The sequence below is a fragment of the Streptomyces sp. NPDC001714 genome (genome assembly GCF_042892755.1).
Taxonomy (GTDB): domain Bacteria; phylum Actinomycetota; class Actinomycetes; order Streptomycetales; family Streptomycetaceae; genus Streptomyces.
This window is the reverse complement of record NZ_JBIAUL010000001.1, coordinates 215,316-239,365: the sequence shown is the minus strand read 5'-3', so window position 1 is coordinate 239,365 and position 24,050 is coordinate 215,316. Positions and strand designations below refer to the sequence as shown.

22 protein-coding genes are annotated in these 24,050 nt (G+C 71.5%); 8 read left to right on the top strand and 14 right to left on the bottom strand.

Annotation, left to right across the window (positions count from 1 at the left end; translation table 11 throughout):
* Nucleotides 1–189: 189 nt before the first annotated feature.
* Genes ACFY0P_RS01155 through ACFY0P_RS01110 form a run of 10 tightly spaced genes read right to left on the bottom strand, consistent with a single transcriptional unit; the run spans nt 190 to nt 10,486 of the window.
* Entirely contained in the window at nt 190–1,713 is a 1,524-nt protein-coding gene (locus ACFY0P_RS01155; RefSeq protein ID WP_388905944.1) for an NADH-quinone oxidoreductase subunit N, read from the bottom strand.
* Nucleotides 1,710–3,284, bottom strand: coding sequence for an NADH-quinone oxidoreductase subunit M (locus tag ACFY0P_RS01150; protein ID WP_388905941.1), 1,575 nt, complete (start codon nt 3,282–3,284; stop codon nt 1,710–1,712). Before ACFY0P_RS01150 ends, ACFY0P_RS01155 begins: the two co-directional genes overlap by 4 nt.
* Nucleotides 3,285–3,290: 6 nt before the next feature.
* Nucleotides 3,291–5,285, bottom strand: a complete 1,995-nt coding sequence (locus ACFY0P_RS01145) for an NADH-quinone oxidoreductase subunit L (protein ID WP_388905938.1) — start codon at nt 5,283–5,285, stop codon at nt 3,291–3,293.
* Nucleotides 5,282–5,659 carry an NADH-quinone oxidoreductase subunit NuoK gene (gene nuoK, locus ACFY0P_RS01140; protein WP_388905936.1) on the bottom strand — a complete coding sequence of 126 codons (378 nt, stop codon included), beginning with the start codon at nt 5,657–5,659 and terminating at the stop codon, nt 5,282–5,284. The genes ACFY0P_RS01145 and nuoK overlap by 4 nt, the downstream gene beginning before the upstream one ends.
* Complete coding sequence (locus ACFY0P_RS01135) at nt 5,659–6,348, bottom strand: NADH-quinone oxidoreductase subunit J (RefSeq protein ID WP_388905932.1); 690 nt, start codon at nt 6,346–6,348, stop codon at nt 5,659–5,661. The genes nuoK and ACFY0P_RS01135 overlap by 1 nt, the downstream gene beginning before the upstream one ends.
* On the bottom strand, nt 6,345–6,926 hold the full coding sequence (locus tag ACFY0P_RS01130) for a NuoI/complex I 23 kDa subunit family protein (RefSeq protein WP_388905930.1): 582 nt from the start codon (nt 6,924–6,926) through the stop codon (nt 6,345–6,347). The genes ACFY0P_RS01135 and ACFY0P_RS01130 overlap by 4 nt, the downstream gene beginning before the upstream one ends.
* Complete coding sequence (locus tag ACFY0P_RS01125) at nt 6,926–7,894, bottom strand: complex I subunit 1 family protein (protein ID WP_217549043.1); 969 nt, start codon at nt 7,892–7,894, stop codon at nt 6,926–6,928. Before ACFY0P_RS01125 ends, ACFY0P_RS01130 begins: the two co-directional genes overlap by 1 nt.
* Complete coding sequence (locus tag ACFY0P_RS01120) at nt 7,891–9,468, bottom strand: NADH-quinone oxidoreductase subunit C (protein ID WP_388905928.1); 1,578 nt, start codon at nt 9,466–9,468, stop codon at nt 7,891–7,893. Before ACFY0P_RS01120 ends, ACFY0P_RS01125 begins: the two co-directional genes overlap by 4 nt.
* Nucleotides 9,465–10,085 (bottom strand): NADH-quinone oxidoreductase subunit B, encoded by a 621-nt coding sequence (locus ACFY0P_RS01115; protein ID WP_388905926.1) that lies wholly within the window; start codon nt 10,083–10,085, stop codon nt 9,465–9,467. Before ACFY0P_RS01115 ends, ACFY0P_RS01120 begins: the two co-directional genes overlap by 4 nt.
* Nucleotides 10,076–10,486 carry an NADH-quinone oxidoreductase subunit A gene (locus tag ACFY0P_RS01110; RefSeq protein WP_388905923.1) on the bottom strand — a complete coding sequence of 137 codons (411 nt, stop codon included), beginning with the start codon at nt 10,484–10,486 and terminating at the stop codon, nt 10,076–10,078. The genes ACFY0P_RS01115 and ACFY0P_RS01110 overlap by 10 nt, the downstream gene beginning before the upstream one ends.
* Nucleotides 10,487–10,746: 260 nt before the next feature.
* On the opposite strand from ACFY0P_RS01110, the gene ACFY0P_RS01105 reads away from it, so the two are divergent.
* The 5 genes from ACFY0P_RS01105 to ACFY0P_RS01085 all read left to right on the top strand — a co-directional run bounded on the left by ACFY0P_RS01105 (nt 10,747) and on the right by ACFY0P_RS01085 (nt 17,748).
* A complete protein-coding gene (locus ACFY0P_RS01105) occupies nt 10,747–11,937 on the top strand; it encodes a sensor histidine kinase (protein ID WP_388905921.1) in 1,191 nt (396 codons plus the stop codon).
* Nucleotides 11,938–12,095: 158 nt separating this feature from the next.
* A complete protein-coding gene (locus ACFY0P_RS01100) occupies nt 12,096–13,451 on the top strand; it encodes a sensor histidine kinase (protein ID WP_388905919.1) in 1,356 nt (451 codons plus the stop codon).
* Nucleotides 13,452–13,891: 440 nt separating this feature from the next.
* The gene (locus ACFY0P_RS01095) at nt 13,892–14,551 is read left to right on the top strand and encodes a LuxR C-terminal-related transcriptional regulator (protein ID WP_388907266.1); all 660 of its coding nucleotides are present in this window, start codon (nt 13,892–13,894) and stop codon (nt 14,549–14,551) included.
* A gap of 202 nt (nt 14,552–14,753) precedes the next feature.
* Nucleotides 14,754–16,682 carry a 2-oxoacid:acceptor oxidoreductase subunit alpha gene (locus ACFY0P_RS01090; protein ID WP_388905917.1) on the top strand — a complete coding sequence of 643 codons (1,929 nt, stop codon included), beginning with the start codon at nt 14,754–14,756 and terminating at the stop codon, nt 16,680–16,682.
* A 4-nt stretch (nt 16,683–16,686) separates the two neighbouring features.
* The gene (locus ACFY0P_RS01085; RefSeq protein WP_388907264.1) at nt 16,687–17,748 is read left to right on the top strand and encodes a 2-oxoacid:ferredoxin oxidoreductase subunit beta; all 1,062 of its coding nucleotides are present in this window, start codon (nt 16,687–16,689) and stop codon (nt 17,746–17,748) included.
* Between the two features lie 85 nt (nt 17,749–17,833).
* On the opposite strand, the gene ACFY0P_RS01080 is transcribed toward ACFY0P_RS01085, so the two are convergent.
* The gene (locus ACFY0P_RS01080) at nt 17,834–18,172 is read right to left on the bottom strand and encodes a winged helix-turn-helix transcriptional regulator (protein WP_388907261.1); all 339 of its coding nucleotides are present in this window, start codon (nt 18,170–18,172) and stop codon (nt 17,834–17,836) included.
* Nucleotides 18,173–18,348: 176 nt separating this feature from the next.
* Here ACFY0P_RS01080 and ACFY0P_RS01075 point away from each other — a divergent pair, with 176 nt between their 5' ends.
* The 3 genes from ACFY0P_RS01075 to ACFY0P_RS01065 all read left to right on the top strand — a co-directional run bounded on the left by ACFY0P_RS01075 (nt 18,349) and on the right by ACFY0P_RS01065 (nt 20,783).
* The gene (locus tag ACFY0P_RS01075; RefSeq protein WP_388905915.1) at nt 18,349–19,200 is read left to right on the top strand and encodes an SDR family oxidoreductase; all 852 of its coding nucleotides are present in this window, start codon (nt 18,349–18,351) and stop codon (nt 19,198–19,200) included.
* A 121-nt stretch (nt 19,201–19,321) separates the two neighbouring features.
* Nucleotides 19,322–20,287, top strand: coding sequence for an EamA family transporter RarD (rarD, locus tag ACFY0P_RS01070; protein ID WP_388905913.1), 966 nt, complete (start codon nt 19,322–19,324; stop codon nt 20,285–20,287).
* A 31-nt stretch (nt 20,288–20,318) separates the two neighbouring features.
* The gene (locus ACFY0P_RS01065; RefSeq protein ID WP_388905910.1) at nt 20,319–20,783 is read left to right on the top strand and encodes a VOC family protein; all 465 of its coding nucleotides are present in this window, start codon (nt 20,319–20,321) and stop codon (nt 20,781–20,783) included.
* Nucleotides 20,784–20,798: 15 nt separating this feature from the next.
* On the opposite strand, the gene ACFY0P_RS01060 is transcribed toward ACFY0P_RS01065, so the two are convergent.
* From ACFY0P_RS01060 to ACFY0P_RS01050, 3 genes are all read right to left on the bottom strand, one after another.
* The gene (locus ACFY0P_RS01060; RefSeq protein WP_388905908.1) at nt 20,799–21,947 is read right to left on the bottom strand and encodes a tetratricopeptide repeat protein; all 1,149 of its coding nucleotides are present in this window, start codon (nt 21,945–21,947) and stop codon (nt 20,799–20,801) included.
* A 173-nt stretch (nt 21,948–22,120) separates the two neighbouring features.
* On the bottom strand, nt 22,121–23,011 hold the full coding sequence (locus ACFY0P_RS01055; RefSeq protein WP_388905906.1) for an ABC transporter permease: 891 nt from the start codon (nt 23,009–23,011) through the stop codon (nt 22,121–22,123).
* Entirely contained in the window at nt 22,998–24,008 is a 1,011-nt protein-coding gene (locus ACFY0P_RS01050) for an ATP-binding cassette domain-containing protein (protein WP_388905904.1), read from the bottom strand. The genes ACFY0P_RS01055 and ACFY0P_RS01050 overlap by 14 nt, the downstream gene beginning before the upstream one ends.
* Between the last annotated feature and the right edge of the window lie 42 nt (nt 24,009–24,050).

The following is a 24,050-nucleotide window of genomic DNA, read 5'->3' as shown; positions in this document are numbered from 1 at the left end:
TGCCTGCGGTGCTGCCTTCCGATCTGCGATGCCACCGGTGTCGTGGTGTCACGTCCAGTGGACCCTCCCGCACTGGTCAACGCCAGGCGACGGCCACTAGTTCCCTTGTGTCCGCTGTGCGCCGCGTGAGCCGTCCGGGTGAGAGCCGCACCGGGCGCGCGGAGGGTCCGCACGCGCGCGTGCGGGGCGTCAGAACAGGCCGGAGGCGGCGAAGCGGAGCACCAGTTGCGGCGCCCCGGAGAGGACGACCCCGAGGGTGCCGGTGAGGGCGAGCGCGGCCGTGAGAGGGGCGGGGAGGTGGTGCCTGGCGGGCTCGCCCTCGGGGGCGCGGAACAGCAGGGCCGTCCACTGGAGGTAGTAGTAGAGGGCGATCACGACGTTGACGGCCATGACGACGGCGAGCCAGCCGAGGCCGGCGCCGACGGCCGCCGAGAAGACGGTGACCTTCGCGAACAGGCCGACGATGCCGGGCGGGAGTCCGGCGAGGCACAGCAGGAAGAACGCCAGGAGCAGTGCCGTGAGTGGGTTCCTGGCGTACAGGCCGCGGTAGTCGGAGATGCGGTTGAGCCGCGCGGTACGGGCGACGGCGGCGGCCACCGCGAAGGCGCCGAGGTTCACGGCGGCGTACATGAGGGCGTAGGCGACGGTGGAGCCGACGGCCTTCTGGGCGTCCTCGGCGTATCCGGCGGCTGCGATCGGCACCAGCAGATAGCCGGCCTGGCCCACCGACGACCAGGCGAGCAGTCGTACCGCGCTGTACGCGCGCGTGGCCTGCTGGCGCAGGGCCGCCACGTTGCCGACGCTCATGGTGAGCGCGGCCAGGGCCGCGAGCGCGGGTCCCCAGACGTCGGCGTACGACGGGAAGGCGACAACGGTGACCAGGATCAGGCCGGAGAAGCCGACGGCCTTGCCGACGACCGACAGATAGGCGGCGATCGGGAGCGGGGCGCCGACGTAGGTGTCGGGGACCCAGAAGTGGAAGGGGACGGCGGCCGTCTTGAACGCGAAACCCACAAGGGTGAGGACGACGCCCGTCTGGGCGAGCGTGTGCAGCTGTCCGTCGACGTGCTGGATCCGGTCGGCGACCTGGGTGAGGTAGAGGCTGCCGGTGGTGGCGTACACGAAGCTGATGCCCAGGAGGCTGACGGCGGTGGCGGTCACCGATGACAGGAAGAACTTCAGGGCCGCTTCGGAGGACCTCTTGTCGCCGTGCCGGATGCCGACGAGGGCGAAGGCGGGCAGGGAGGCGACTTCCAGGGCGACGACCAGGGTGGCGAGGTCGCGGGCGGCGGGGAGCAGGGCGGCGCCGGCGGCCGAGGAGAGCAGCAGGAACCAGAACTCGCCCTGCGGGTAGCGGCGGCTGCCGTCCTTCAGGGTGGTGACGGACAACAGGGCTGTGAGCAGGGCGCCGCCGAGGACGAGGAACTGCACGACCAGGGTGAACCGGTCGGCTGTGTAGCTGCACGCGCGCGTGGTGCCCGTCAGGCAGAAGGTGCTGCGGTCGTGGCCGAGGAGCGGGAGCAGCAGGAGGGCAGACGCGGCGAGTCCGGCGACCGAGAGCCGGCCGAGGAGCGGCTTCCTGGCTTCGGGTACGAACAGGTCGGCGACCAGGACGACCAGGCCGACGACCGCGGTGAGGGTGGGCGGGGCGATGGCGAGCCAGTCGACGGACTGGACGAGGTTCGCGGCCGGCGGCTGGGCCAGGGCGCTCATCGGGTGCCTCCTGCGAGGAGTTGCTGCACGGCCGGGTCGGTCAGGCCGAGCAGGGCCCTCGGCCAGAGTCCGGCGACGACGGTGAGGGCGACGAGCGGGGTCCAGGCCGCGAACTCGTAGCTGCGGACGTCCGCGAGCTTCGGCACTTCCTGGGATGCGGCGCCCATGCAGACGCGGCGGACCACGGCCAGCATGTACGCGGCTGTCAGCAGGGTGCCGAAGGCGGCGATCGCCATGAAGGTCAGGAAGGCCGGGCGGCTGAGGCCGGCTGCGGGTTCGAACGCGCCGAACAGGGCCAGCATCTCGCCCCAGAACCCGGCGAGTCCCGGCAGCCCGAGCGAGGCGACGGCGGCGAACGCGAGCAGTCCGCCGAGGCGCGGTGCCTTGCCGTAGAGCGCGGCGCCCGTCTCCTCGGCCAGGGTGTCCAGGTCGGTCGTCCCGGTGCGCTCCTTCAGCCCTCCGACCAGGAAGAACAGCAGGCCGGTGATGAGGCCGTGGGCGATGTTGGCGAACAGGGCGCCGTTGACGCCGGTCGGGGTCATGGTGGCGATGCCGAGCAGGACGAAGCCCATGTGGCCGACGGAGGAGTAGGCGATCAGCCGTTTGAGGTCGCCCTTCGCTCCCCGTTTGGCCAGGTTCAGGCAGGCCAGGGACCCGTAGATGATCCCCACGACGGCGAAGGCGGCGAGGTAGGGCGCGAAGGTGCGGAAGCCGTCCGGCGCGACCGGCAGCAGGATCCGGACGAACCCGTACGTGCCCATTTTCAGCAGGACACCGGCGAGCAGCACGGAGCCGACGGTCGGCGCGGCGGTGTGGGCGTCCGGCAGCCAGCTGTGCAGGGGCCACATCGGGGTCTTGACCGCGAGCCCGATCCCGATCGCCAGAACGGCGATGACCTGCACGGATGCGGTCAGCGACCGGCCGTTGTCAGTGGCGAGTGCCACCATGTCGAACGTGCCCGCCTTGATTCCGATCAGGAGCAGGCCGAGCAGCATGACGACGGACCCGAGCAGCGTGAAGAGGATGAACTTCCAGGCGGCCCGGGTCCGCCCCTCGCCGCCCCAGCGGGCGATGAGGAAGTACATCGGGATGAGCACCGTCTCGAAGGCGAGGAAGAACAGCAGCAGGTCGAGGACGGCGAAGCTCGCGAGTGTGCCGGACTCCAGGACGAGCAGCAGGGCGACGAAGGCCTTCGGGGACCCGCCCGCGGGCGGGTTGAAGTACGAGTAGAGCGCGCAGAGGAAGGTCAGGAGCGCGGTCAGGACCACAAGGGGGAGGGAGATGCCGTCGATGCCGAGGTGGAGGCGCACGTCGAGTGCGGGGATCCAGCTGATGTCGGTCGTGGCCTGCATCCTCGACGGATGGTCCTGGTCGAAGCCGAGCGCGAGGACGATCGCGGCGACGAGGATCGCGCCGGTCACGGTCACGCCGTGGCGGAGTACGGCCTGTTCGGGCGACTTTCCCTGCAGCCCGGGCGGGGCGGGCAGGAGGGCGGCGACGGCGCCGAGAAGCGGGCCGACGACGATCAATGCCAGAAGGAACTGCATCACGGACTCGCTGATATCGATCACGCCTGCTCACACTCCCGTGGCGACGAGGAGGACGGCGACCGCCAGGACGACGGTGCCGGCGAGCAGCGCGCTCACATAGGTCTGGACGTTGCCGGTCTGGGCGCGCCGTACGGCGGCGCCGAGCAGGCGGGGAAGTGCTCCTGCCCCACGGACGTAGGTGTCGACGACCTCGCGGTCGAGGAACTGGACGAGGCTCGCTGCGGCCAGGACCGGGCGGACGAACAGCACGTCGTAGACGGCGTCCAGGTGGAAGCCTTCGGCCGCGTGCCGGTGCAGTGGTCCGAGCAGCAGCCGGCCGGGGTCCGCCGGGTCGGGGGCGTAGGCCACGTCGCCGAACGCGGGCTTGTGGGCCGCGATGGCCTCGGCCTCGACCAGTCCGGCGTCGCCCTCCGGGTGGGCGGCGACGGCACCCAGCGGAGCGCGGGCGGCCAGCGTCCTGGTGCGCTGCCAGGCGCCGTAGGTGACGAGTCCGCCGACGAGCGCGAGGCCGGTGCCGAGGATCGAGGTGGTGAGGGTCGGGGTGAGGGCGCGGCCGTCGAACCAGCCGGGCAGCGACCGGTAGGCGAACCCGCCGAACGCGAGGGACGGCACGGCCAGGACCCACAGGACCACGGTCATGGACAGCGGCTGCCTGCCGTGGTCCGGTGCCTCGGCCCCCCGTCCCCGGAAGGTCAGCAGCCACAGCCGGGTCGCGTACGCGGCGGTGAGCAGGGCGGTGGCCAGGCCCGCGACCAGGACGATCCAGCCGGCGCTGCCGGGGGCGTGCTCGGTGTGGCCGGTGGCGGCGTGCTCGGCGGCGCCGAGGACGGACTCCTTGGAGAAGAAGCCGCTGAAGGGCGGGATCGCGGCGAGCGCGAGGAGGGCCACGGTCATCGTCCAGTAGGCGTCCGGGACGCGGTCGCGCAGGCCGGAGGTGCGGGACATGACGGCCAGCGAGTTGGTGCCGGCGGCGTGGATGATCACGCCGGCCGCGAGGAACAGCAGCGCCTTGAAGGCGCCGTGGGACAGGAGGTGGAAGACGGCGGCACCGCGGTCGCCGACGGCGAGGGCGCCGGTCATGTAGCCGAGCTGGCCGATCGTCGAGTAGGCGAGGACGCGCTTGATGTCGTCCTGGGCGAGCGCGGCGAGGGCCGAACCGACCATCGTGACGGCGCCCATGGCGGCGAGGACGACCATCACGGCCGCACTGGCCTCGAAGACTGGAAGGAGACGGGCGACGAAGTAGACACCGGCGGCGACCATCGTCGCGGCGTGGATCAGCGCGGAGACCGGGGTCGGGCCGGCCATCGCGTCGGGGAGCCAGGTGTGCAGCGGGAACTGCGCGGACTTGCCGGCCACGCCGCACAGGAGCAGCAGGCCGACCAGGGTGGGATGGTGCAGCCCGCCGTTCGCGACGGTGCTGAGGACCGTGGTGATGCGGAACGACCCGGCGTCGGTGGCCAGCGCGAACAGGCCGATCAGGAACGGCACGTCACCGAGCTTGGTGACCAGGAAGGCCTTGACGGAGGCGGCACGTGCCTCGGGGGTCTCCCAGTAGTGGCCGACCAGGAAGTAGGAGCAGATGCCCATGACTTCCCAGCCGACCAGCAGCACGATCAGGTCGCCGGAGTAGACGACCAGCAGCATCGCGGAGGTGAACAGGGAGACGAGCGCGGCGTACGAGGGGTAGCGCGGGTCGTCGCGGAGGTAGCCGGTGGAGTAGATCTGCACGCAGGTGGCGACGAAGGCGACCAGGACCGCGACGAGGGCGGCGAAGCCGTCGATGTGCAGGGCGAGTTCGATCGGGACGGAGCCGGTCGGAGTGAGCTCGGTGTGGGCGTCCACGGCCTGGCCGCCGCCCTGGTCGGCGGCGACCGTGCAGGCGAGGGCCAGCGCGGTGAGCGTCGGCAGGACCGCCAGCGGGCGGACGAACCTGGGGGCGGTGCGCCCCAGGAGCAGGCCGCCGGCGGCACCGAGGAACGGCAGGAGGGGAACGAGGACGGCGAGGGTGGTCGTGGTCACTCGGTGGCCTCAGCCTTCTCGTCGGACGCTCCGGCCGAGGGCGTGCCGTCCTCGTGGCTCTCGGCGGTGTCGCGGAGCCGGTCGATGTCGGAGGTTCCGCGGTTGCGGTAGACGGCGAGGACGATCGCCAGGCCGATGCCGATCTCGGCGGCGGCGATGGCGATGGTGAACAGGGTCAGGGCCTGGCCGGAGTGCAGGGTGTCCCGGGCGGCCTTGCTCAGCCAGACGTCGAAGGCGACGAGGTTGAGGTTGACGGCGTTGAGCATCAGCTCGACCGACATCAGGACAAGGATCGCGTTGCGGCGGGCGAGGACGCCGTACAGGCCCGTGCAGAAGAGGAGAGCGGAGAGAACCGCCGGATAGGCGAGGTGCATCAGCGGGCGCCTTCCTGCTCGGACTCCTGCTCGGGTTCCCACCCGTTCTCCTGATCGCTTTCCTCCTCGATCGGGTGAATCCCGGAATCCGTGACGGAGGGGGAACTCTGCGTGACGGCCCGGCCGTTCACAGGGGGCGGGGCCGACTCCGCCTTCGCCTTCCGGGACAGGACGATCGCGCCGACCAGGGCCGCCAGGAGGAGGACGGAGAGGGCCTCGAAGGGCAGGACCCAGTTCTGGAAGAGGCTCGCGCCGGTGACCTTCGTCGAGCCGGCGGCGGCGCCGTCCAGGTCGATCCAGGTGGCACGGAAGGCGTCCACGACCACCCAGACCAGAGCGGCCGCGGCGGTCATGGCGACGGCCAGCGCGACCCAGCGGTTTCCGGAGTCGGCGTCCGGGGAGCGGCCGATCGGGGCCTTGGTGAGCATCAGACCGAAGAGAAGGAGGACGACGACGGAACCCACGTAGATGAGGACCTGCACCCAGGCGATGAACTCGGCGGTGAGCAGGAGGTATTCGATGGCGAGCCCGCCGAGGGCGACCACCAGCCACAGGGCGGCGTGCACCAGCTGGCGGGTGGTGACCGTGACGACGGCGGCGCCGAAGGTGACCAGGCCGACGAGAAAGAAGGCGATCTCCACACCGGTCGGGGACAGGAAGCCGTGCGGCGCCTGGGCGAGCGGGCTCACGTCTCCTCCTCCCCCGGCTCGACCCGGTCGCCGGCCTGCTCAGCCTGGGCGGCCTGGGCGGCGGCGAGCTTCTCGGCGGACTTGCGGGCGGCGGCGATCTCCTTCGGTTCCTCCGCGCCGGGGTCGAGGGCGGGCGGGGCCGGGACCGTCCACATCCACTCGCGGAGCTTGTCTCGCTCGTGGGTGAGTTCGCGGATGTCGGTCTCGGCGTACTCGAACTCCGGGGACCAGAACAGGGCGTCGAAAGGACACACCTCGATGCAGATACCGCAGTACATGCACAGGGAGAAGTCGATGGCGAAGCGGTCCAGGACGTTGCGGCTGCGTTCACGGCCGCCCGGGACCGCCGCCGGGACGGTCTCCTTGTGGGAGTCGATGTAGATGCACCAGTCGGGACACTCCCGGGCGCAGAGCATGCAGACCGTGCAGTTCTCCTCGAACAGCCCGATCACACCGCGGGTGCGGGGCGGGAGGTCGGGAAGGGCGTCCGGGTACTGCTCGGTGACCGACTTCCGGGTCATCGTGCGCAGGGTGACGGCCAGACCCTTGGCGAGGCCTGAGCCAGGGATGGGGGCCACTAGGAGATCACCACCTTGACGATGCCGGTGAGGGCGATCTGGGCGAGAGAGAGGGGGACGAGAAGGGTCCAGGAGAACTTCTGCAACTGGTCCTCGCGCAGCCGGGGGTAGGTCACGCGGAGCCAGATCACGACGAAGGCGAGGAGCGCCGTCTTCAGGAGGGTCCACAGCCAGCCGAGGCCGTCGGCACCCCACGGGCCGTGCCAGCCGCCCAGGAAGAGGACGGTGGTCAGGCCGCACAGGACGACGATCCCGGCGTACTCGGCGAGCAGGAACAGGGCGAAGCGCAGACCCGTGTACTCGGTGTACGCGCCGAAGATGATCTCCGAGTCGGCGACGGGCATGTCGAACGGGGGCCGCTGGAGTTCCGCGAGGCCGGCGACGAAGAAGACCAGGCCGCCGGTGATCTGCCAGGGCAGCCACCACCAGTGGAAGGAGCCGACGATGCCCGGCAGGGAGACGGTGCCGGCCGCCATCGCCACGGAGGCGGCGGCGAGCAGCATCGGGAGTTCGTAGGCGAGGAGCTGGGCGGCGGTGCGCAGGCCGCCGAGGAGGGAGAACTTGTTGGCGCTCGCCCAGCCGGCCATGAGGGAGCCGAGGACGCCGACGCCCATCACGGCCAGTACGAAGAACACACCCGCGTCCAGGACCTGGCCGACCGCGCCCTCTCCTGGGCCGATCGGGATGGCGAGCAGCACGAGCAGATACGGCAGGAGGGCCACCGCGGGGGCCAGCTGGAAGACACGGCGGTCCGCGCCGGCCGGGACCACGTCCTCCTTCTGCGCGAACTTCACGCCGTCGGCGATCAGCTGGGCCCAGCCGTGGAAACCACCGGCGTACATCGGGCCGAGGCGGCCCTGCATATGGGCCATCACCTTGTGCTCGGTCTGACCGACGATCAGAGGGAAGGTGAGGAAGACGACGAACACGACGAGGAGTCGCAGGGCGACGTCCAGAGCGTCGTTCACTGCGGGCCTCCTGGGGGGTCGTCGTGGCGGGCGGGGCGTTCAGGAGCGGTGTCGTCGGGGGTCGGGGCTTCGGGGGTGGGCTCAGGGGCGGCGGGGGCCTTGGATGCCGAAGTCTCCGGCGGGACCTTGGAGACCGGGGCCTCCAGGGCCTCCAGGGCCTCCGGGGCCTCCGGGGCCTCCGGGGCCTCCGGGGCCTCCGGGGCCTCCGGGGCCTCCGGGGCCTCCGGGGCCTCCGGGGCCTCCGGGGCCTCCGGGGCTGACGGTTCAGGGCCGGAGTCCTCGGGTGCGGCAGGCTCGGCGGGGTTCGACCCAGGCTCTTCGGGCGGGGTGGGGCTCGACTCGGCCGAACCCGAACCCGACACCGCCCCCGACTCCTCGGCCCGGGTCCCGGTCCCGGTTTCCTCCGTCGGGTCGGCCGTCGTCCCGCGTGGCTTCCCGGCCTCCGGTTCGTCGAAGGCCGGACGGGCGTGGTGCCACGGCGCGTCCGAACTGCGGGGGGTTGCGGGGCGGGCCGGGGTGGCCGGCACCGCCGGCGATTCCGTCTCCTGCGCACGCTGGGAAGCGGAGCCGCCCGAGGCAGTACGCGTCCGGCGTGGCCCCCGGGGAGCAGCCGACGGCCCCGCCGCCGGAGTGGGCCCCTGCACGTCGGCGCCTTCCGCGGCGGTCTCCTCAGCGATGTCCTGAGCGATGTCCTGAGCGATGTCCTGAGCGGACGCGTCCTCCGCACCGGAGGCTGTCCGCTGCGAAGCGGACCCCTCGCCCGCACTCCGTGCCCTGCGCGGAGCGGCCGTCGGCCTCGCCGCACCCGACGTCGTGGTCGGCTCAGCGGCCCCGGTCGCCCCGGTCGTCTCGGCTGCCTCGGCTGCCTCGGTCGCCTGGCTCGTCGAGCCCTCCGCGGCTGTGCGTGAGCGGCGCACCGGGCGGTCGCCGGCCGCACGGGGCGGGCGTTCGCCGGCTGCGCGGCCTGCTGCGGTGCGGGCCGGGCGGGCGGGGGCAGGCGGGAGTTGGCCCTTGAGGGGGCCCCACTCGTTCGGGTCGGGGACGCCTGGAGGGAGCATCTGGCGGCGCTTGGGGCCGCCATGGTCGGACTCGCCCGGTTCCTTGGCACCGGGCCAGGCCTTGGCGACGCGGGCGGCGAGCACGAAGTCCTTGCGGAGGGGATGGCCTTCGAAGGTCTCCGGGAGGAGGAGGTGGTCAAGTCCGGGGTGGCCAGTGAAGCGGACGCCGAACATCTCGTGGGTCTCGCGTTCGTGCCAGCGGGCGCCCGCGTAGACGCCGACGGCGGACGGGAGTTCGGGCGCGGTGTGCGGGACGGTCGTGCGCAGGAGCAGGCGGCGGACCGGGGCGAGGGCGACGACGTGGGCACAGACGCGGAAGCCGGTGCCGGGTTCGTCGACCGCGCTCAGCCAGTCGAAGTAGGTGCAGGAGAGGGCCGTACGGGCGATCTCCAGGGCGGCGAGCCAGGACGAGGGAGGAACGTCGACCGTCAGGACGTCGTAGGACTCGTCGGCGGTGGCGTCCGTGCCGAAGAGTTCCTCGACGGGAGCCGGCAGCCAGCCGGCCGGGGCCGTCATCGCGCGTCCCCTTCACCCGCGGCCCCCGTGGGGGCCGGTGGCCGGACCAGGCCGCTCTGGAGAGCCGCGGCGGACGGGCGGGGGGTGCCGTAGCGCTCGCCCAGGGATTCCGCCGCGATCTTCTCCTGGAGTTTGAGGATGCCCTGGAGGAGCGCCTCGGGGCGCGGCGGGCAGCCGGGGACGTAGACGTCCACGGGGATGATCTGGTCGACGCCCTTGGTGACGGAGTAGGAGTCCCAGTAGGGGCCGCCGCAGTTCGAGCAGGCGCCGAAGGAGATGACGTACTTCGGTTCGGGCATCTGCTCGTACAGGCGCTTGACCGCCGGGGCCATCTTGTCCGTGACCGTGCCCGAGACCACCATCAGGTCCGCCTGGCGGGGGCCCGGCGCGAAAGGGATCACGCCGAGGCGGATGAAGTCGTGGCGGGCCATCGACGCGGCGATGAACTCGATCGCGCAGCAGGCGAGACCGAAGTTGAAGACCCAGAGCGAGTAGCGGCGGCCCCAGTTGAGGACGACCTTCATCGGTTCGGGGGCGAGGCGGGCGAGCGTGCCCAGCCTTTTCGGCTCCGGCAGCAGAACAGGTTCCGACGCGGTCGCGTCCGGCGTCACGTCCATGTCAGGACGCCCTTCTTGTATGCGTACAGCAGGCCGACGGCGAGGAAGCCGAGGAAGACGAACATCTCCACGAGCGTGGTCGCGCCGTAGCCGGGGGCGGCGAAGACCGTCGCCCAGGGGAACAGGAAGATCGAGTCGACGGCGAAGATGACGTAGAGGAAGGCGTAGACGTAGTAGCGGACCTGGGTGTGGGCCCAGCCCTCGCCGACGGGGTCGACACCGCACTCGTAGGTGAGGAGTTTCTCGGGCGTGGGGACCACCGGGCGCAGCAGCCGGCCGGCGCCGAAGGCGACGGCGACGAAGACCACGCCGACCAGTGCCAGCAGTCCCACGACCGAGTAGGACGCGAAGTAGCCCGCCGCGACGGCCACGGTCGGCTCACCACCCACCGTCTCCCGCATCGCCCGTCCCTCACTCCCTCGACAGACCACAGGCCCGACCCGGCCCGGCCCGGCCCGATGCCGTGACCTCAGTCAACTCTTGATTCGACGATCTGTACGCACGGGAGTCTAGGCCCTGATAAAGACACGGTAAGCAGCCCGTCACACGGGGGACCCGGTGGAGACACAAAGACCGGAGTCGGCTGGTGGGGTTTTCCCCAGGGGCGGCCCGGCGGGGAACTCCATGGCGTCGCGCCACGGCACACGGCACGCTGGCGCATATGACCGCACCCGCACCCCGATCCCTCAGCCTCGCCGACGGCGAAGAGGACCGCGAACGACTGCCGCCCGTGCGCTTCGCCCTCGACGGTCACACCTGGAAGGAGATCGCGCACCTCCTGCTGAACCTGCCGATGTCGCTGTTCGGCTTCGTCTACGTCGTCACGACGGTGTGGGTGAGCGGTGTGCTGACACTGACGGTGATCGGCATTCCCCTGCTCGCCGCGACCCTGCTGGGCGCTCGGCAGCTGGGGAAGCTGGAGCGGGCACGCGCGCGTGCGCTGCTCGGGGTGCGGGTGGAGGAGCCGACCCCGCTGCCGTGGACCAGGCGCGGTGCGGGCACCGGGCGGCTGTGGATGACGTTGAAGGACCCGGTGGGCTGGCGGACGCTGCTGTACGACTTCATCCGGCTGCCGTGGGGCGTCCTCACCTTCTGCATCACGCTGGTCTCGCTGTTCGTGCTGTGGCCGGTGCTGCCGTTCCTCGCGCGTGGGCTGGCGAACGTGGACCGGGCGATGGTCCGCGGGCTGCTGTCGCCCTCCGACGAGCTGGAGCGCCGTATCGCCGAACTGGAGTCGGACCGGGGGGTGGTCGTGGACACGGCCGCCGCCGACCTGCGGCGCATCGAGCGGGATCTGCACGACGGCGCGCAGGCCCGGCTCGTCAATCTGGCGATGGGGCTCGGTCTGGCGAAGGAGAAGCTGCTGGAGGATCCCGACGCGGCCGCCGCGATGGTCGAGGAGGCGCACGGCGAGGTGAAGCTGGCGCTTCAGGAGCTCAGGGATCTCGCCCGGGGCATCCACCCGGCGGTGCTGACCGACCGGGGGCTGGACGCGGCGCTGTCGTCGGTCGCCTCCCGCTGCACGGTGCCGGTCCAGGTGACCGCCGACCTGCCCTCCAGACCGGCACCCGCCATCGAGGGCATCGCCTACTTCACCGTCTCCGAGCTGCTCCAGAACATCAGCAAGCACAGCGGGGCGCGTACCGCCTCGGTGGACGTGTGGCGGGCCGACGACCGGCTGCTGATCCAGGTACGGGACGACGGGCGCGGCGGGGCGAGTCTGGACGGCGGCTCCGGGATGCGCGGGCTCGCGGACCGGCTGGGCGCGGTCGACGGCCTGTTCGTCGTCGACTCACCGGCCGGCGGTCCCACGACGGTCACCGCGGAGCTGCCCTGGCGCGACCGGGCGTAGGGCAGCGCCGGGAGGGTGGGGAAAACCCCCCGTTCGAGACGCCGACGGACTCCATGGTCCGTGGACCTGCGGTGCAGCAGGGTGGAGATACGGCAGGGCAGGCCGACGAAGCCCATGAGGCAGAGCAGGGCTGGACAGGACAGGAGGGGACGGCGCCGATGGCCACGGAGTACGGACACGAGTACGGGTACGGGCAGGACCACGGATACGGCTACGAGCCGTACGGCGAGCGTCGGCATCGGGTGCCGGCGGTGTTGCGGGCGCCGTTCGAGGCGCGCAGCTGGCGTGAGTTCGGCTATGTCCTGCTGGGCCTGCCGGTCGGCGTCACGCTGTTCGTGTGGACCGTGACGATGCTGTCCCTGGGCGTGGGTCTGCTGGTGACGTTCATCGGGATCCCGCTGCTGGCGGTGGCCCTCGCCGGGTGCCGCGGCTTCGGAGCGCTGGAACGGGCACGCGCGCGTGGGCTGCTGAAGCTGGAGGTGGCCGACCCGGAGCCGCTGCGGATGCGTAAGCCGGGGTTCTTCGCCTGGATCGGCGCGGTGCTGAAGAGCGGCACGTCCTGGCGTCATCTGCTGTACGCGGTCCTGCAGTTCCCCTGGTCGATGTTCTCCTTCGTCGTCGCCCTCAACTTCTGGGCGTACGGCTGGGCCCTGCTGACGTATCCCCTGTGGTTCTGGGTGTTCCCGATGTGGGCCGGGCAGGGCGGGATCCAGCTGTACAGCGACGCGCACCACAGCATCTACCTCGACAACCCGTTCGAGATCACCGTGACCGCGCTGGTGGGACTGCTGTTCACGCTGGCCACGCCGTGGATCGTCCGGGCGCTGACGCTGGTGGACAGGGTGATGGTGAACGGGTTGCTGGGACCGTCGAAGCTGGCGTCGCGGGTGGTGGAGCTGGAGTCGGACCGGGGGGTCGTCGTGGACACGGCCGCCGCCGACCTGCGGCGGATCGAGCGGGATCTGCACGACGGGGCGCAGGCGCGGCTGGTGGCGCTGGCCATGGATCTGGGGCTGGCAAAGGAGAAGCTGCGGGAGGATCCGCAGGTCGCGGCGCGGATGGTGGACGAGGCGCACGGTGAGGTGAAGACCGCGCTGCAGGAGTTGCGGGACCTGGCCCGCGGGATCCATCCGGCCGTGCTGACCGACCGGGGGCTGGATGCGGCGCTGTCCTCGGTGGCCTCGCGGTGCACGGTGCCGGTGCGGGTGGAGGTCGACCTGGCGGAGCGGCCGGCGGCGGCGATCGAGGGGATCGCGTACTTCACGGTGTCCGAGCTGCTCCAGAACATCAGCAAGCACGCGCGGGCGCGTGAGGCGTCGGTGGATGTGTGGCGGAGTGAGGACCGGTTGATGCTGCAGGTCCTCGACGACGGGGTGGGGGGTGCGGACACGGCGAGGGGGTCGGGGCTGGCGGGGCTGGCCGAGCGGCTGGACGCGGTCGACGGGATCCTGGTGGTGGACTCGCCGGTGGGCGGGCCTACGCGGGTGACGGCGGAGCTGCCCTGGCGGGGCTGAGGGCGGGTTCTCGCCCCCGCCGCCCCTACCCGTCCCGTCCTCCAGGGGGTGGGCCCCCTTCGACCCCCTGCTTCGGCCGCCCGTTTCGGGCGGCTGCCGCCCCCGAACCCCCGCTTCGGCCTGAGGCCTCGTCCTCAAACGCCGGACGGGCTGGAATGTGGTGCCGGCCGGTCGTCGTCCTCAGACGCCGGACGGGCTGGAATGTGGTGCCGGCCGGTCGTTGTCCTCAAACGCCGGACGGGCTGGAATGTGGTGCCGGCCGGTCGTCGTCCTCAGACGCCGGACGGGCTGGTGGGAGGGAGGACCCCGCGGCCTGATTTGGTGCGCCCCGTCTCGTTACCCGCACGCGCTCCGATCCGAATGCTGGAATGCTGGACTTTCGGACAGGGCAGGCATGTACGCCGGACGGGGTGGGGGGCCGGGAGATCGTGGAGGACAGGGTGCGGGTGGTCATCGCCGAGGATTCCGTGCTGCTCAGGGAGGGACTGACCCGGCTGTTGACCGACCGGGGGCACGACGTCGTCGCGGGCGTCGGGGACGCGGAGGCGCTGGTCAAGACCATCGCCGAGCTGGACGCGCAGGATGCGCTGCCGGACGTCGTCGTCGCGGATGTGCGCATGCCGCCGACACACACCGACGAGGGCGTGCGGGCCGCTGTACGGCTGCGGAAGGCACATCCGGGGCTCGGGGTGCTGGTGCTGTCGCAGTACGTGGAGGAGCGCTACGCCACCGAACTGCTGGCCGGTTCCAGCCGGGGCGTGGGGTATCTGCTGAAGGACCGGGTCGCCGAGGTGCGGGAGTTCGTGGACGCCGTGGTGCGGGTCGCCGAGGGCGGTACGGCGCTCGATCCGGAGGTCGTCGCACAGTTGCTCGGGCGGAGCCGGAAGCAGGACGTCCTTGCGGGCCTCACCCCGCGGGAGCGGGAGGTTCTGGGGCTGATGGCCGAGGGGCGGACGAACTCGGCGATCGCGCGCCAGCTGGTCGTGAGCGACGGAGCCGTCGAGAAGCACGTCAGCAACATCTTCCTCAAGCTCGGCCTCTCCCAGAGCGACGGTGACCACCGGCGTGTTCTGGCCGTTCTGACCTATCTGAACTCCTGACGGGCCGACGGCACCGTGTCGGCACCGGAAGGCGGCCAGGGGGAGGGAAAATCGTGACAAGTCAGGGCGACAGGTCGTCTCAGAACTCCGTCCAGCATGCGAGCAGGCACGGGAAGGCGACCCTAACCGACGTAGGGTTGATTGCGGGATGGTCCGTGGGACGGCCACGCCCGGACAGCCGCCTCGAAGGAGGTCCAGTTCAGTGACCAGCCAGGTCAGCAGGACAACGGAACAGGCCGACGGAACCGTCGTGGGAGAGCAGCGCAAGCCGGGCGGTGTGAAATCCGTACGGCGCCTGGATCGGGTGATCATCCGGTTCGCGGGGGACTCGGGTGACGGTATGCAGCTCACCGGTGACCGGTTCACGTCGGAGACAGCGTCCTTCGGCAACGATCTGTCCACCCTGCCGAACTTCCCCGCCGAGATCCGGGCCCCCGCAGGCACTCTGCCGGGGGTTTCGTCGTTCCAGTTGCACTTCGCCGACCACGACATCCTCACCCCGGGTGACGCGCCGAACGTGCTGGTCGCGATGAACCCGGCCGCGTTGAAGGCGAACATCGGGGATCTGCCGCGCGGCGCGGAGATCATCGTCAACACGGACGAGTTCACCAAACGGGCGATGCAGAAGGTCGGCTACGCGACCTCGCCCCTGGAGGACGGCTCACTCGACGGCTACAGCCTCCACCCGGTGCCGCTGACCACGCTGACCGTGGAGGCACTCAAGGAATTCGACCTCAGCCGCAAAGAGGCCGAGCGCAGCAAGAACATGTTCGCGCTCGGCCTCTTGTCGTGGATGTACCACCGGCCGACCGAGGGCACGGAGAGATTCCTCCAGCAGAAGTTCGCCCGCAAGCCCGAGGTCATGAAAGCCAACCTGGTGGCCTTCCGGGCGGGCTGGAACTTCGGCGAGACGACCGAGGACTTCGCCGTCTCGTACGAGATCGCCCCGGCGACGACCGCTTTCCCGGTCGGCACGTACCGGAACATCTCCGGGAACCTGGCGCTGGCCTACGGCCTGGTCACCGCGTCGCGCCAGGCGGATCTGCCGTTGTTCCTCGGGTCGTACCCGATCACCCCGGCCTCCGACATCCTGCACGAGCTGTCCAAGCACAAGAACTTCGGTGTGCGGACCTTCCAGGCGGAGGACGAGATCGCCGGCATCGGCGCGGCGCTGGGCGCGGCGTTCGGCGGTTCGCTGGCGGTGACGACGACGTCCGGTCCGGGTGTCGCCCTGAAGGCGGAGACGGTCGGGCTCGCGGTCTCGCTGGAGCTGCCGCTGCTGGTCGTCGACATCCAGCGGGGCGGGCCGTCCACCGGGCTGCCGACCAAGACCGAGCAGGCCGACCTGCTCCAGGCGATGTTCGGCCGCAACGGCGAGGCACCGGTCCCGGTCGTCGCCCCGCGGACTCCGGCCGACTGTTTCGACGCGGCGCTGGAGGCGGCCCGGATCGCGCTGACCTACCGGACGCCCGTGATGCTGCTCTCCGACGGCTACCTGGCCAACGGCAGCGAGCCCTGGCGGATCCCGGAGCTGGAGGAGCTGCCCGACCTGCGGGTGCAGTTCGCGAGCGGTCCCAACCACACCCTGGACGACGGCACCGAGGTCTTCTGGCCGTACAAGCGGGATCCGCAGACCCTCGCCCGGCCGTGGGCGATCCCGGGCACGCCCGGCCTGGAGCACCGGATCGGCGGCATCGAGAAGCAGGACGGCACGGGCAACATCTCCTACGACCCCGCCAACCACGACTTCATGGTCCGCACCCGGCAGGCCAAGATCGACGGCATCGACGTCCCCGACATCGAGGTCGACGACCCGGACGGGGCCCGCACCCTGGTGCTGGGCTGGGGATCGACGTACGGGCCGATCACGGCGGCGGTACGGCGGCTGCGGGCGGCCGGCGAACCGATCGCGCAGGCGCACCTGCGGCACCTCAACCCGTTCCCGAGGAATCTGGGTGCCGTGCTGAAGGGTTACGACAAGGTGGTGATCCCCGAGATGAACCTCGGTCAGCTCGCCACCCTCATCCGGGCGAAGTACCTGGTGGACGCGCATTCGTACAACCAGGTCAACGGCATGCCGTTCAAGGCCGAGCAGCTCGCCACGGCGCTCAAGGAGGCCATCCATGACTGACGCCATGACCGACGCCACCGACGGACTGCTGCAGCTCGTCCCCAAGGCCGAGGCCAAGCAGTCCATGAAGGACTTCAAGTCCGACCAGGAGGTGCGCTGGTGCCCGGGCTGCGGTGACTACGCGATCCTGGCCGCCGTGCAGGGGTTCATGCCGGAGCTGGGACTGGCGAAGGAGAACATCGTCTTCGTCTCGGGCATCGGCTGCTCGTCGCGCTTCCCGTACTACATGAACACGTACGGCATGCACTCCATCCACGGCCGCGCCCCGGCGATCGCGACCGGGCTCGCCACCAGCCGGCGTGACCTGTCCGTGTGGGTGGTGACCGGTGACGGTGACGCGCTGTCCATCGGCGGCAACCACCTCATCCACGCGCTGCGCCGCAACGTCAACCTGAAGATCCTCCTCTTCAACAACCGCATCTACGGGTTGACGAAGGGGCAGTACTCACCGACGTCCGAGGTCGGCAAAATCACCAAGTCGACACCGATGGGCTCGCTGGACGCCCCGTTCAACCCGGTGTCGCTGGCGATCGGCGCCGAGGCCTCCTTCGTCGCCCGCACCATCGACTCCGACCGCAAGCACCTGACCGAGGTGCTGCGCGCGGCCGCCGCCCACCCGGGCACGGCCCTGATCGAGATCTACCAGAACTGCAACATCTTCAACGACGGCGCCTTCGACGCCCTCAAGGACAAGCAGTCGGCAGAGGAGGCGGTGATCCGCCTGGAGCACGGGAAGCCCATCCGCTTCGGCGCCGAGGGCGCGCGCGGTGTCGTACGCGACCGGCTCACCGGCGACCTCAGGGTCGTCGACGTGACCGCGGACAACGAGTCCGAGGTCCTCGTCCACGACGCCCACTCCTCCTCCCCGACCACGGCCTTCGCGCTCTCCCGGCTGGCCGACCCCGACACCCTGCACCACACGCCCCTCGGCGTCTTCCGCTCGGTGGAACGGCCCGTCTACGACGTGCAGATGTCCGGGCAGCTGGACACCGCGGTCGAACAGCACGGCAAGGGCGACCTCGCGGCGCTGCTGGCCGGCGGGGACACCTGGACGGTCGTGGGCTGACCCCGGGGAAGTCGTGCGTGGGGGCCCGGACGGTGCGTCCGGGCCCCACTCGCGTCCCCAGGGGGGCTCAGCGACTCGGCGGGCCTCAGGCGCGCTTCGCGTCGTCGTACGCCGCCCGGGCCCGCTCCACGTCCGACATCCGCCGCTCGGTCCACAGCGCCAGGTCCCGCACCTGCTGGGCGGCCTCGCGGCCGAGGTCGGTGAGGGAGTAGTCGACGCGGGGCGGGATGACGGGCTTGGCGTCCCGGTGGACGAGGCCGTCGCGTTCCAGGGTCTGGAGGGTCTGGGTGAGCATCTTCTCGCTGACCCGGCCGATCGCGCGGCGCAGTTCGCTGAAGCGGTGGGGGCGGTCGAGGAGCTGGATCAGGACCAGGACGCCCCAACGGCTGGTGACGTGCTCCAGGACCAGCCGGTACGGGCACATCTCGGCGCCGACGACGTACGTACCGACCTTCGGTGCAGCTTCGGCTTCGGCTTCGGCTTCTGCTTCTGAGGCGCTTACTGACATGCCAGTACCTTACTTCAAAGTGGGTACTTTCTTGTGGTTAGCGCTCCCCCTAGGGTTAGTGGCATCCGCACCCCACAAGGAGATCGCACACCATGAGCATCGTTGTCACCGGAGCCACCGGACACCTCGGCCGTCACGTCGTGACGCAGCTGCTGGAGAAGGTCCCGGCCGAGCAGATCACCGCCGTCGTGCGCGACGAGGCCAAGGCCGCCGACTTCGCCGCCGCGGGCGTGACGATCGCCGTCGCGGACTACAACGCCCCCGAGACCTTCGACGGCCTCTTCGCCGCCGGCGACAAGGTGCTGCTGATCTCCGGCAACGAGTTCGACAAGGGCCGCCCCGCCCAGCACAAGGTCGTCATCGACGCCGCCAAGGCAGCCGGCGTCGCCCTGCTGGCGTACACCAGCGCCCCGGGCGGCCTGCACGCCTCGCTGGTGGACGACCACCGCGCCACCGAGGAGGTACTGCTCGCCTCCGGCCTGCCGTACACCCTGCTGCGCAACGGCTGGTACCACGAGAACTACACCGAGAACCTCGCCCCGGTCCTGGAGCACAACGCCGTCGTCGCGGCCGCCGGCGAGGGCCGGGTCTCCTCGGCCTCCCGCGCCGACTACGCGGCCGCCGCGGTCGCCGTGCTGACCGGCGAGGGGCACGAGAACAAGACGTACGAGCTGGGCGGCGACGTCGCCTGGAGCTTCGCCGAGTACGCGGCCGAGCTGAGCGCGCAGACCGGCAAGGAGATCGCCTACAACTCCGTGCCCGGCGAGGTGCTCCAGGGCATCCTGACGGGCGCCGGCGTGCCGGAGATGTTCGCCGCGACCCTGGTCGACGTCGACGCGTCGATCGCCAAGGGCGAGCTGGTCGTCGACTCCGGCGACCTCTCCCGCCTGGCCGGCCGCCCGACCTCCCCGATCTCCGAGGCGATCGCCGCCGCGCTCAAGTAAGCCCCGCGGAGAAAAGCCCACCCCGGTCTGTCATGACCGTATGCCGATACGGCCATGACAGACCGGGGTGCTCGGCGCTACCTTCGTCCCGGCGTGTTGAAGCTGGGTGTGAGGAGGGCCGGTGGCCGACATATCGAAGGCCGAGCGGCGGACAGGACTGGTGAACGGCTTCGCGGCCTACGGGATGTGGGGACTGGTCCCCCTGTTCTGGCCACTGCTGAAGCCCGCCGGGTCGGTGGAGATCCTGGCCCACCGGATGGTGTGGTCCCTCCTCTTCGTCGCCGCCGCACTCGTCTTCGTACGGCGCTGGGCCTGGGCCGGTGAACTGCTGCGGCAGCCGCGCCGGCTGGCCCTGGTGACGGTCGCCGCCGCAGTGATCACCGTCAACTGGGGCGTCTACATCTGGGCCGTGAACGCCGGGCATGTCGTCGAGGCCTCCCTCGGCTACTTCATCAACCCCCTGGTGACCATCGCCATGGGCGTGCTGCTGCTGAAGGAACGGCTGCGGCCCGCTCAGTGGGCGGCGGTGGGCGTCGGGTTCGCCGCCGTCGTCGTCCTGGCCGTCGGCTACGGGCAGCCGCCGTGGATCTCCCTCGTCCTCGCCTTCTCCTTCGCCACCTACGGACTCGTCAAGAAGAAGGTCAACCTCGGCGGCATCGAGTCACTCGCGGCAGAGACCGCGATCCAGTTCCTGCCGGCGCTCGGCTATCTGCTGTGGCTGGCCGGCCACGGCGAGTCGAGCTTCGTCAACGACGGCGCCGGGCACGCCGCCCTGCTGGCCTCCACCGGCATCGTCACCGCCGTCCCGCTGGTCTGCTTCGGCGCCGCCGCGATCCGCGTCCCGCTCTCCACGCTCGGCCTGCTGCAGTACCTGGCACCGGTCTTCCAGTTCCTGCTCGGCATCCTCTACTTCCACGAGGCCATGCCCGCCGAACGCTGGGCCGGTTTCGTCCTGGTCTGGCTCGCCCTCGCCCTGCTCACCTGGGACGCGCTGCGCACCGCCCGCCGGGCCGCGCGGGCGCTCGCGGCGGTACCCGTACCACGGCCGGCCGCCCCGGTCGCGGAGACTCCCGCAAGTCAGGTGTGACTGTCACAGCCGTCGGCTATAAGTGGGCGGCATGACGCAGACGCCCGCACCCCTGCACTGGAAACTCGTCATCGACGCCCGTGACCCGCACGCGCAGGCCGACTTCTGGGCCGCCGCGCTGCACTACGTGGCCGAGGACAACAGCGCGTTCGTGGAACGGCTGCTGGAGCTGGGCGCGCTGCCGGGCGCCGCCACCCTGGAGTACCACGGCCGTGCCGCCTTCCGCGACCTGATCGCCGTACGGCACCCGGACGACCCGTACGACGAGGAGCGCGGGACGGGGCTGGGGCGGCGGCTGCTGTTCCAGCGGGTGCCGGAGGCGAAGTCCGGCAAGAACAGGCTCCACATCGACCTGCACGCCGGGGAGGGGAGGCGGGCGGACGAGGTGGCACGCCTCGAGGCGCTGGGCGCGGCCGTGGTGCGCCATGTCTCCGAGCCCTCCGGGGCGTGGACCGTGATGGCCGACCCGGAGGGCAACGAGTTCTGCGTGCAGTGACGACGACGGCGACGCTCAGGCGTTCCCGGCGGCGCGGCGGGCGCGTTCCGTGAGGCGGGCCATCCGGGCGCGGGCCGACTCCAGTTCCTCGACGTCGTCGGCCGCCGGACCGTCCTCGGCGGTGAGCTGCGCCCACAGGTCGATCAGCTCGCGGCCCAGGCTCAGCCCGTGCTCGGGGTCGCGCACCGCGCGCCAGGCGGTCGCCGCGCTCCGCACGTTCCCGTACGCCGCCTCGCCGTCTCCCGTGTGCCGGCGCTCCCGGGCCAGGTCGAGGGAGAGGTGGAAGGCCCGCACCGGGTCGCCCGCCAGGTAGGAGATGTACGCGGTCAGTTCGCCCAGGTGCAGTACCTCGGTGTGGCCGTCGCCGAGGACCGCGGCGGCCTTGGCGACCGTGCGCTCCGCGAGCTCGGCGGCCGCTTCGATACGGCCCGTCCGGACGGCCTCGTTGATCCGTGCCACCGGCTCGGTGAGCAGCGCGGCCCCTTCCGCCGTCAGCGTCACGGGCTCGTCCCCGAGCACCTCCTCGGCGACCGCGTCGAACCCGCGGGCGGGCGTGGGGGTCGAGCGGGGGTCGGGGGCCGGACGCGGGTCCCGGTCGGCCACCGGCTCTTCGGGGGCGGGGGTGGCGAGGGCCGTCTCAGAGGCGGGGGCAAGGGGGCTCATCACGGGCGGCGGGCCGAAGACGCCGGTGGGCGGCCGGACGGTGCCCGGCGCGGGCGGCAGCGGCGGGGCCACGGCCGGCGGAGCGGGCGGTGTCGGCGGGGCGGCGGGCGGTTGCGATACCGCCTGCAACGCCTGCCGGGGAAACGCGGGGGCCGCGGCCGGCGCGGGTTCCTTCGGCGCGGGCTGTTCCTTGGGCTCGACGGCCGGCGCGGCCAGCCGTACCGGGTCGCCGGTGAAGCTGCTGGAGCCGTCCAGGTTCACCTGGAGGGGGACTACGTAGCCGATGCGGGTGTCGTGGACGGTGGCGAGGACGGGGCGGCCGGTGGCGCGGGCGAGGCGCTGGAGGTGGTTGAGGACCGCCTGCTGGGGTTCCTCACCGGGGCCCGGGAGCAGCGGTACGCCGTCCACGGAGGCGGCTGCGTCCGCCACCCGGACGTCGACCGTCGCCAGGCGCCCCTCCTGCTGGACTTCCCGCTTCTCCTCGCGGCTGAGTCGGGACATCGGCCCTCATTCCCCCGGCGTCACCATCCGGTCGTACCCAGGTCGTACTCGTGCGTACGATCCAGTGTCTCCGCTAGGCACGGCTCGCACGTCACCGCGACGTCACAGCCTCGCACCAGGAAGGGGCGCCGACGGGGCGCGGGCGGCCCCGGACCTGGACCGTAGGGACCCCGCTAGGCGGTGATGTCCCTCGTCGTGAACCGCGCCCAGGCCGCCGATCCGAACACCGCCGTGTACAGCGCCTGCAGCTCCAGGTTCTTGACCAGGTCGTCCCAGTAGACGGGGTCGCGCATCAGGTCGGCGAAGGACAGCCAGTAGTGGGAGAAGAAGTACGGCTGGAGAGAATGCAGCTGAGGGATCTGATCGAGGATCTGGACCGTGATGAGCAGGCCCACGGTCGTCGCCATCGCCGCGATGCCGCTGTTGGTCAGAGTGGACACGAACAGGCCGAGCGCGGCGATGCCGGCCAGGGACACGGCGACCACCAGGGCGATCAGCAGGGCGCGGCCGAGACCGTCGGCGAAGGATATCCGGGTGCCGGAGATCGTCGTCAGGTCGCCGAGCGGGAAGAGGAGTGCGCCGACGGCGAGCGCGGAGGCGGCCACCACCAGGGTGGCGACCAGGCAGAAGGCCATCGTCGTCGCGTACTTGGCGAGCAGGAGGCGGGTGCGGCCCGCCGGCGCGACCAGCAGATAGCGCAGGGTGCCCGCGTCGGCCTCGCCGGCGATCGCGTCCCCGGCCACCACCCCGACGGCCATCGGCAGGAAGAACGGGAGGGTCGCGGCCAGCGCCGTGAACACCAGGAACAGTCCGTTGTTGGTGACCTGGGCGATGAACGCCGGGCCCTCGCCGCCGCCGCGGCCGACCTGGCCGCCGCCCCGCGTCTCGATCCTGACGGAGATCCCGACGAGGATCGGCACCGCCGCCAGTACGCCGAGCAGGGCCAGGGTGCGCCAGCGGCGGAACGTGGTGACGAGTTCGCTGCGCAGCAGGCCGAGGCTCCACAGCGGGTTCGGCCGTGCGGCCGCCGCCGTGTCGGCGACGGACAGGTCAGCCTGCGACATCGAAGCCCTCTCCGGTCAGTGCCACGAACGCGTCCTCCAGCGAGGCCCGTTCCACGGTGAAGCCGCGGACCCGGACGCCCGCCGTGACGAGCGCCGCGTTCACCTCGGCGAGGTCGCGCTCGGGTGGCTCGCCGGTCACCCGGTCCTCGGCGACGACGACGTCCGCGACGCCCTGTTCCTTGAGCACCCGGGCCGCCTCCGCGTGGTCCGGGGTGGTCACCACGAGCCGGCCGCGGGCCCCGGCCGCCAGGTCGGCCACCGCGCCCTGGGCGATCAACCGGCCCTGTGCCATGACGGCCGCGTGGGTGCAGACCTGCTCGATCTCGTCGAGGAGGTGGGAGGAGAGGAACACGGTGGTGCCGTCCCCGGCCAGTTCCCGCACCAGGGAGCGGATCTCCCGCATGCCCTGCGGGTCGAGGCCGTTGGTCGGCTCGTCCAGGACCAGCAGCTTGCGGGGCTGGAGCAGCGCGGCGGCGAGGCCCAGGCGCTGCTTCATGCCGAGCGAGTAGGCCTTCGCCTTCTTCGCGGCGGCGGCCGCGAGGCCCACCCGGTCCAGCGCGGCCTCGACGCGGGCGCGCCGGGTGCGCGGGTCGGCGGCCGGGTCGGCGGCGTCGTACCGCAGCAGGTTGTCGCGGCCGGAGAGGAAGCCGTACAGCGCCGGGCCCTCGATGAGGGCGCCGACGTGCGGCAGTACGACGCGGGAGGCGCGCGGCATCGGGTGGCCGAGGACCCGGGCCGTGCCCGAGGTGGGCTCGATCAGGCCCATCAGCATGCGGATGGTGGTGGTCTTGCCGGAGCCGTTCGGGCCGAGGAAGCCGAAGACGCTGCCCGCGGGGACGGTCAGGTCGAGACCGTCCACGGCGAGCTGTCCGCCTCGGTAGCGCTTGGTGAGGCCACGGGTGTCGATGACACCCGCGGCCACCGGAGCGCCGGCCCCCCGGTCACCGGAGTCGCCAGGGTCCTCCGGCTCCCGCTCCGTGGCGGACGGTCGGTCCATCGGCATCCTCGATTCGTCGTGCGGCACAGGGTGCTCACCGCA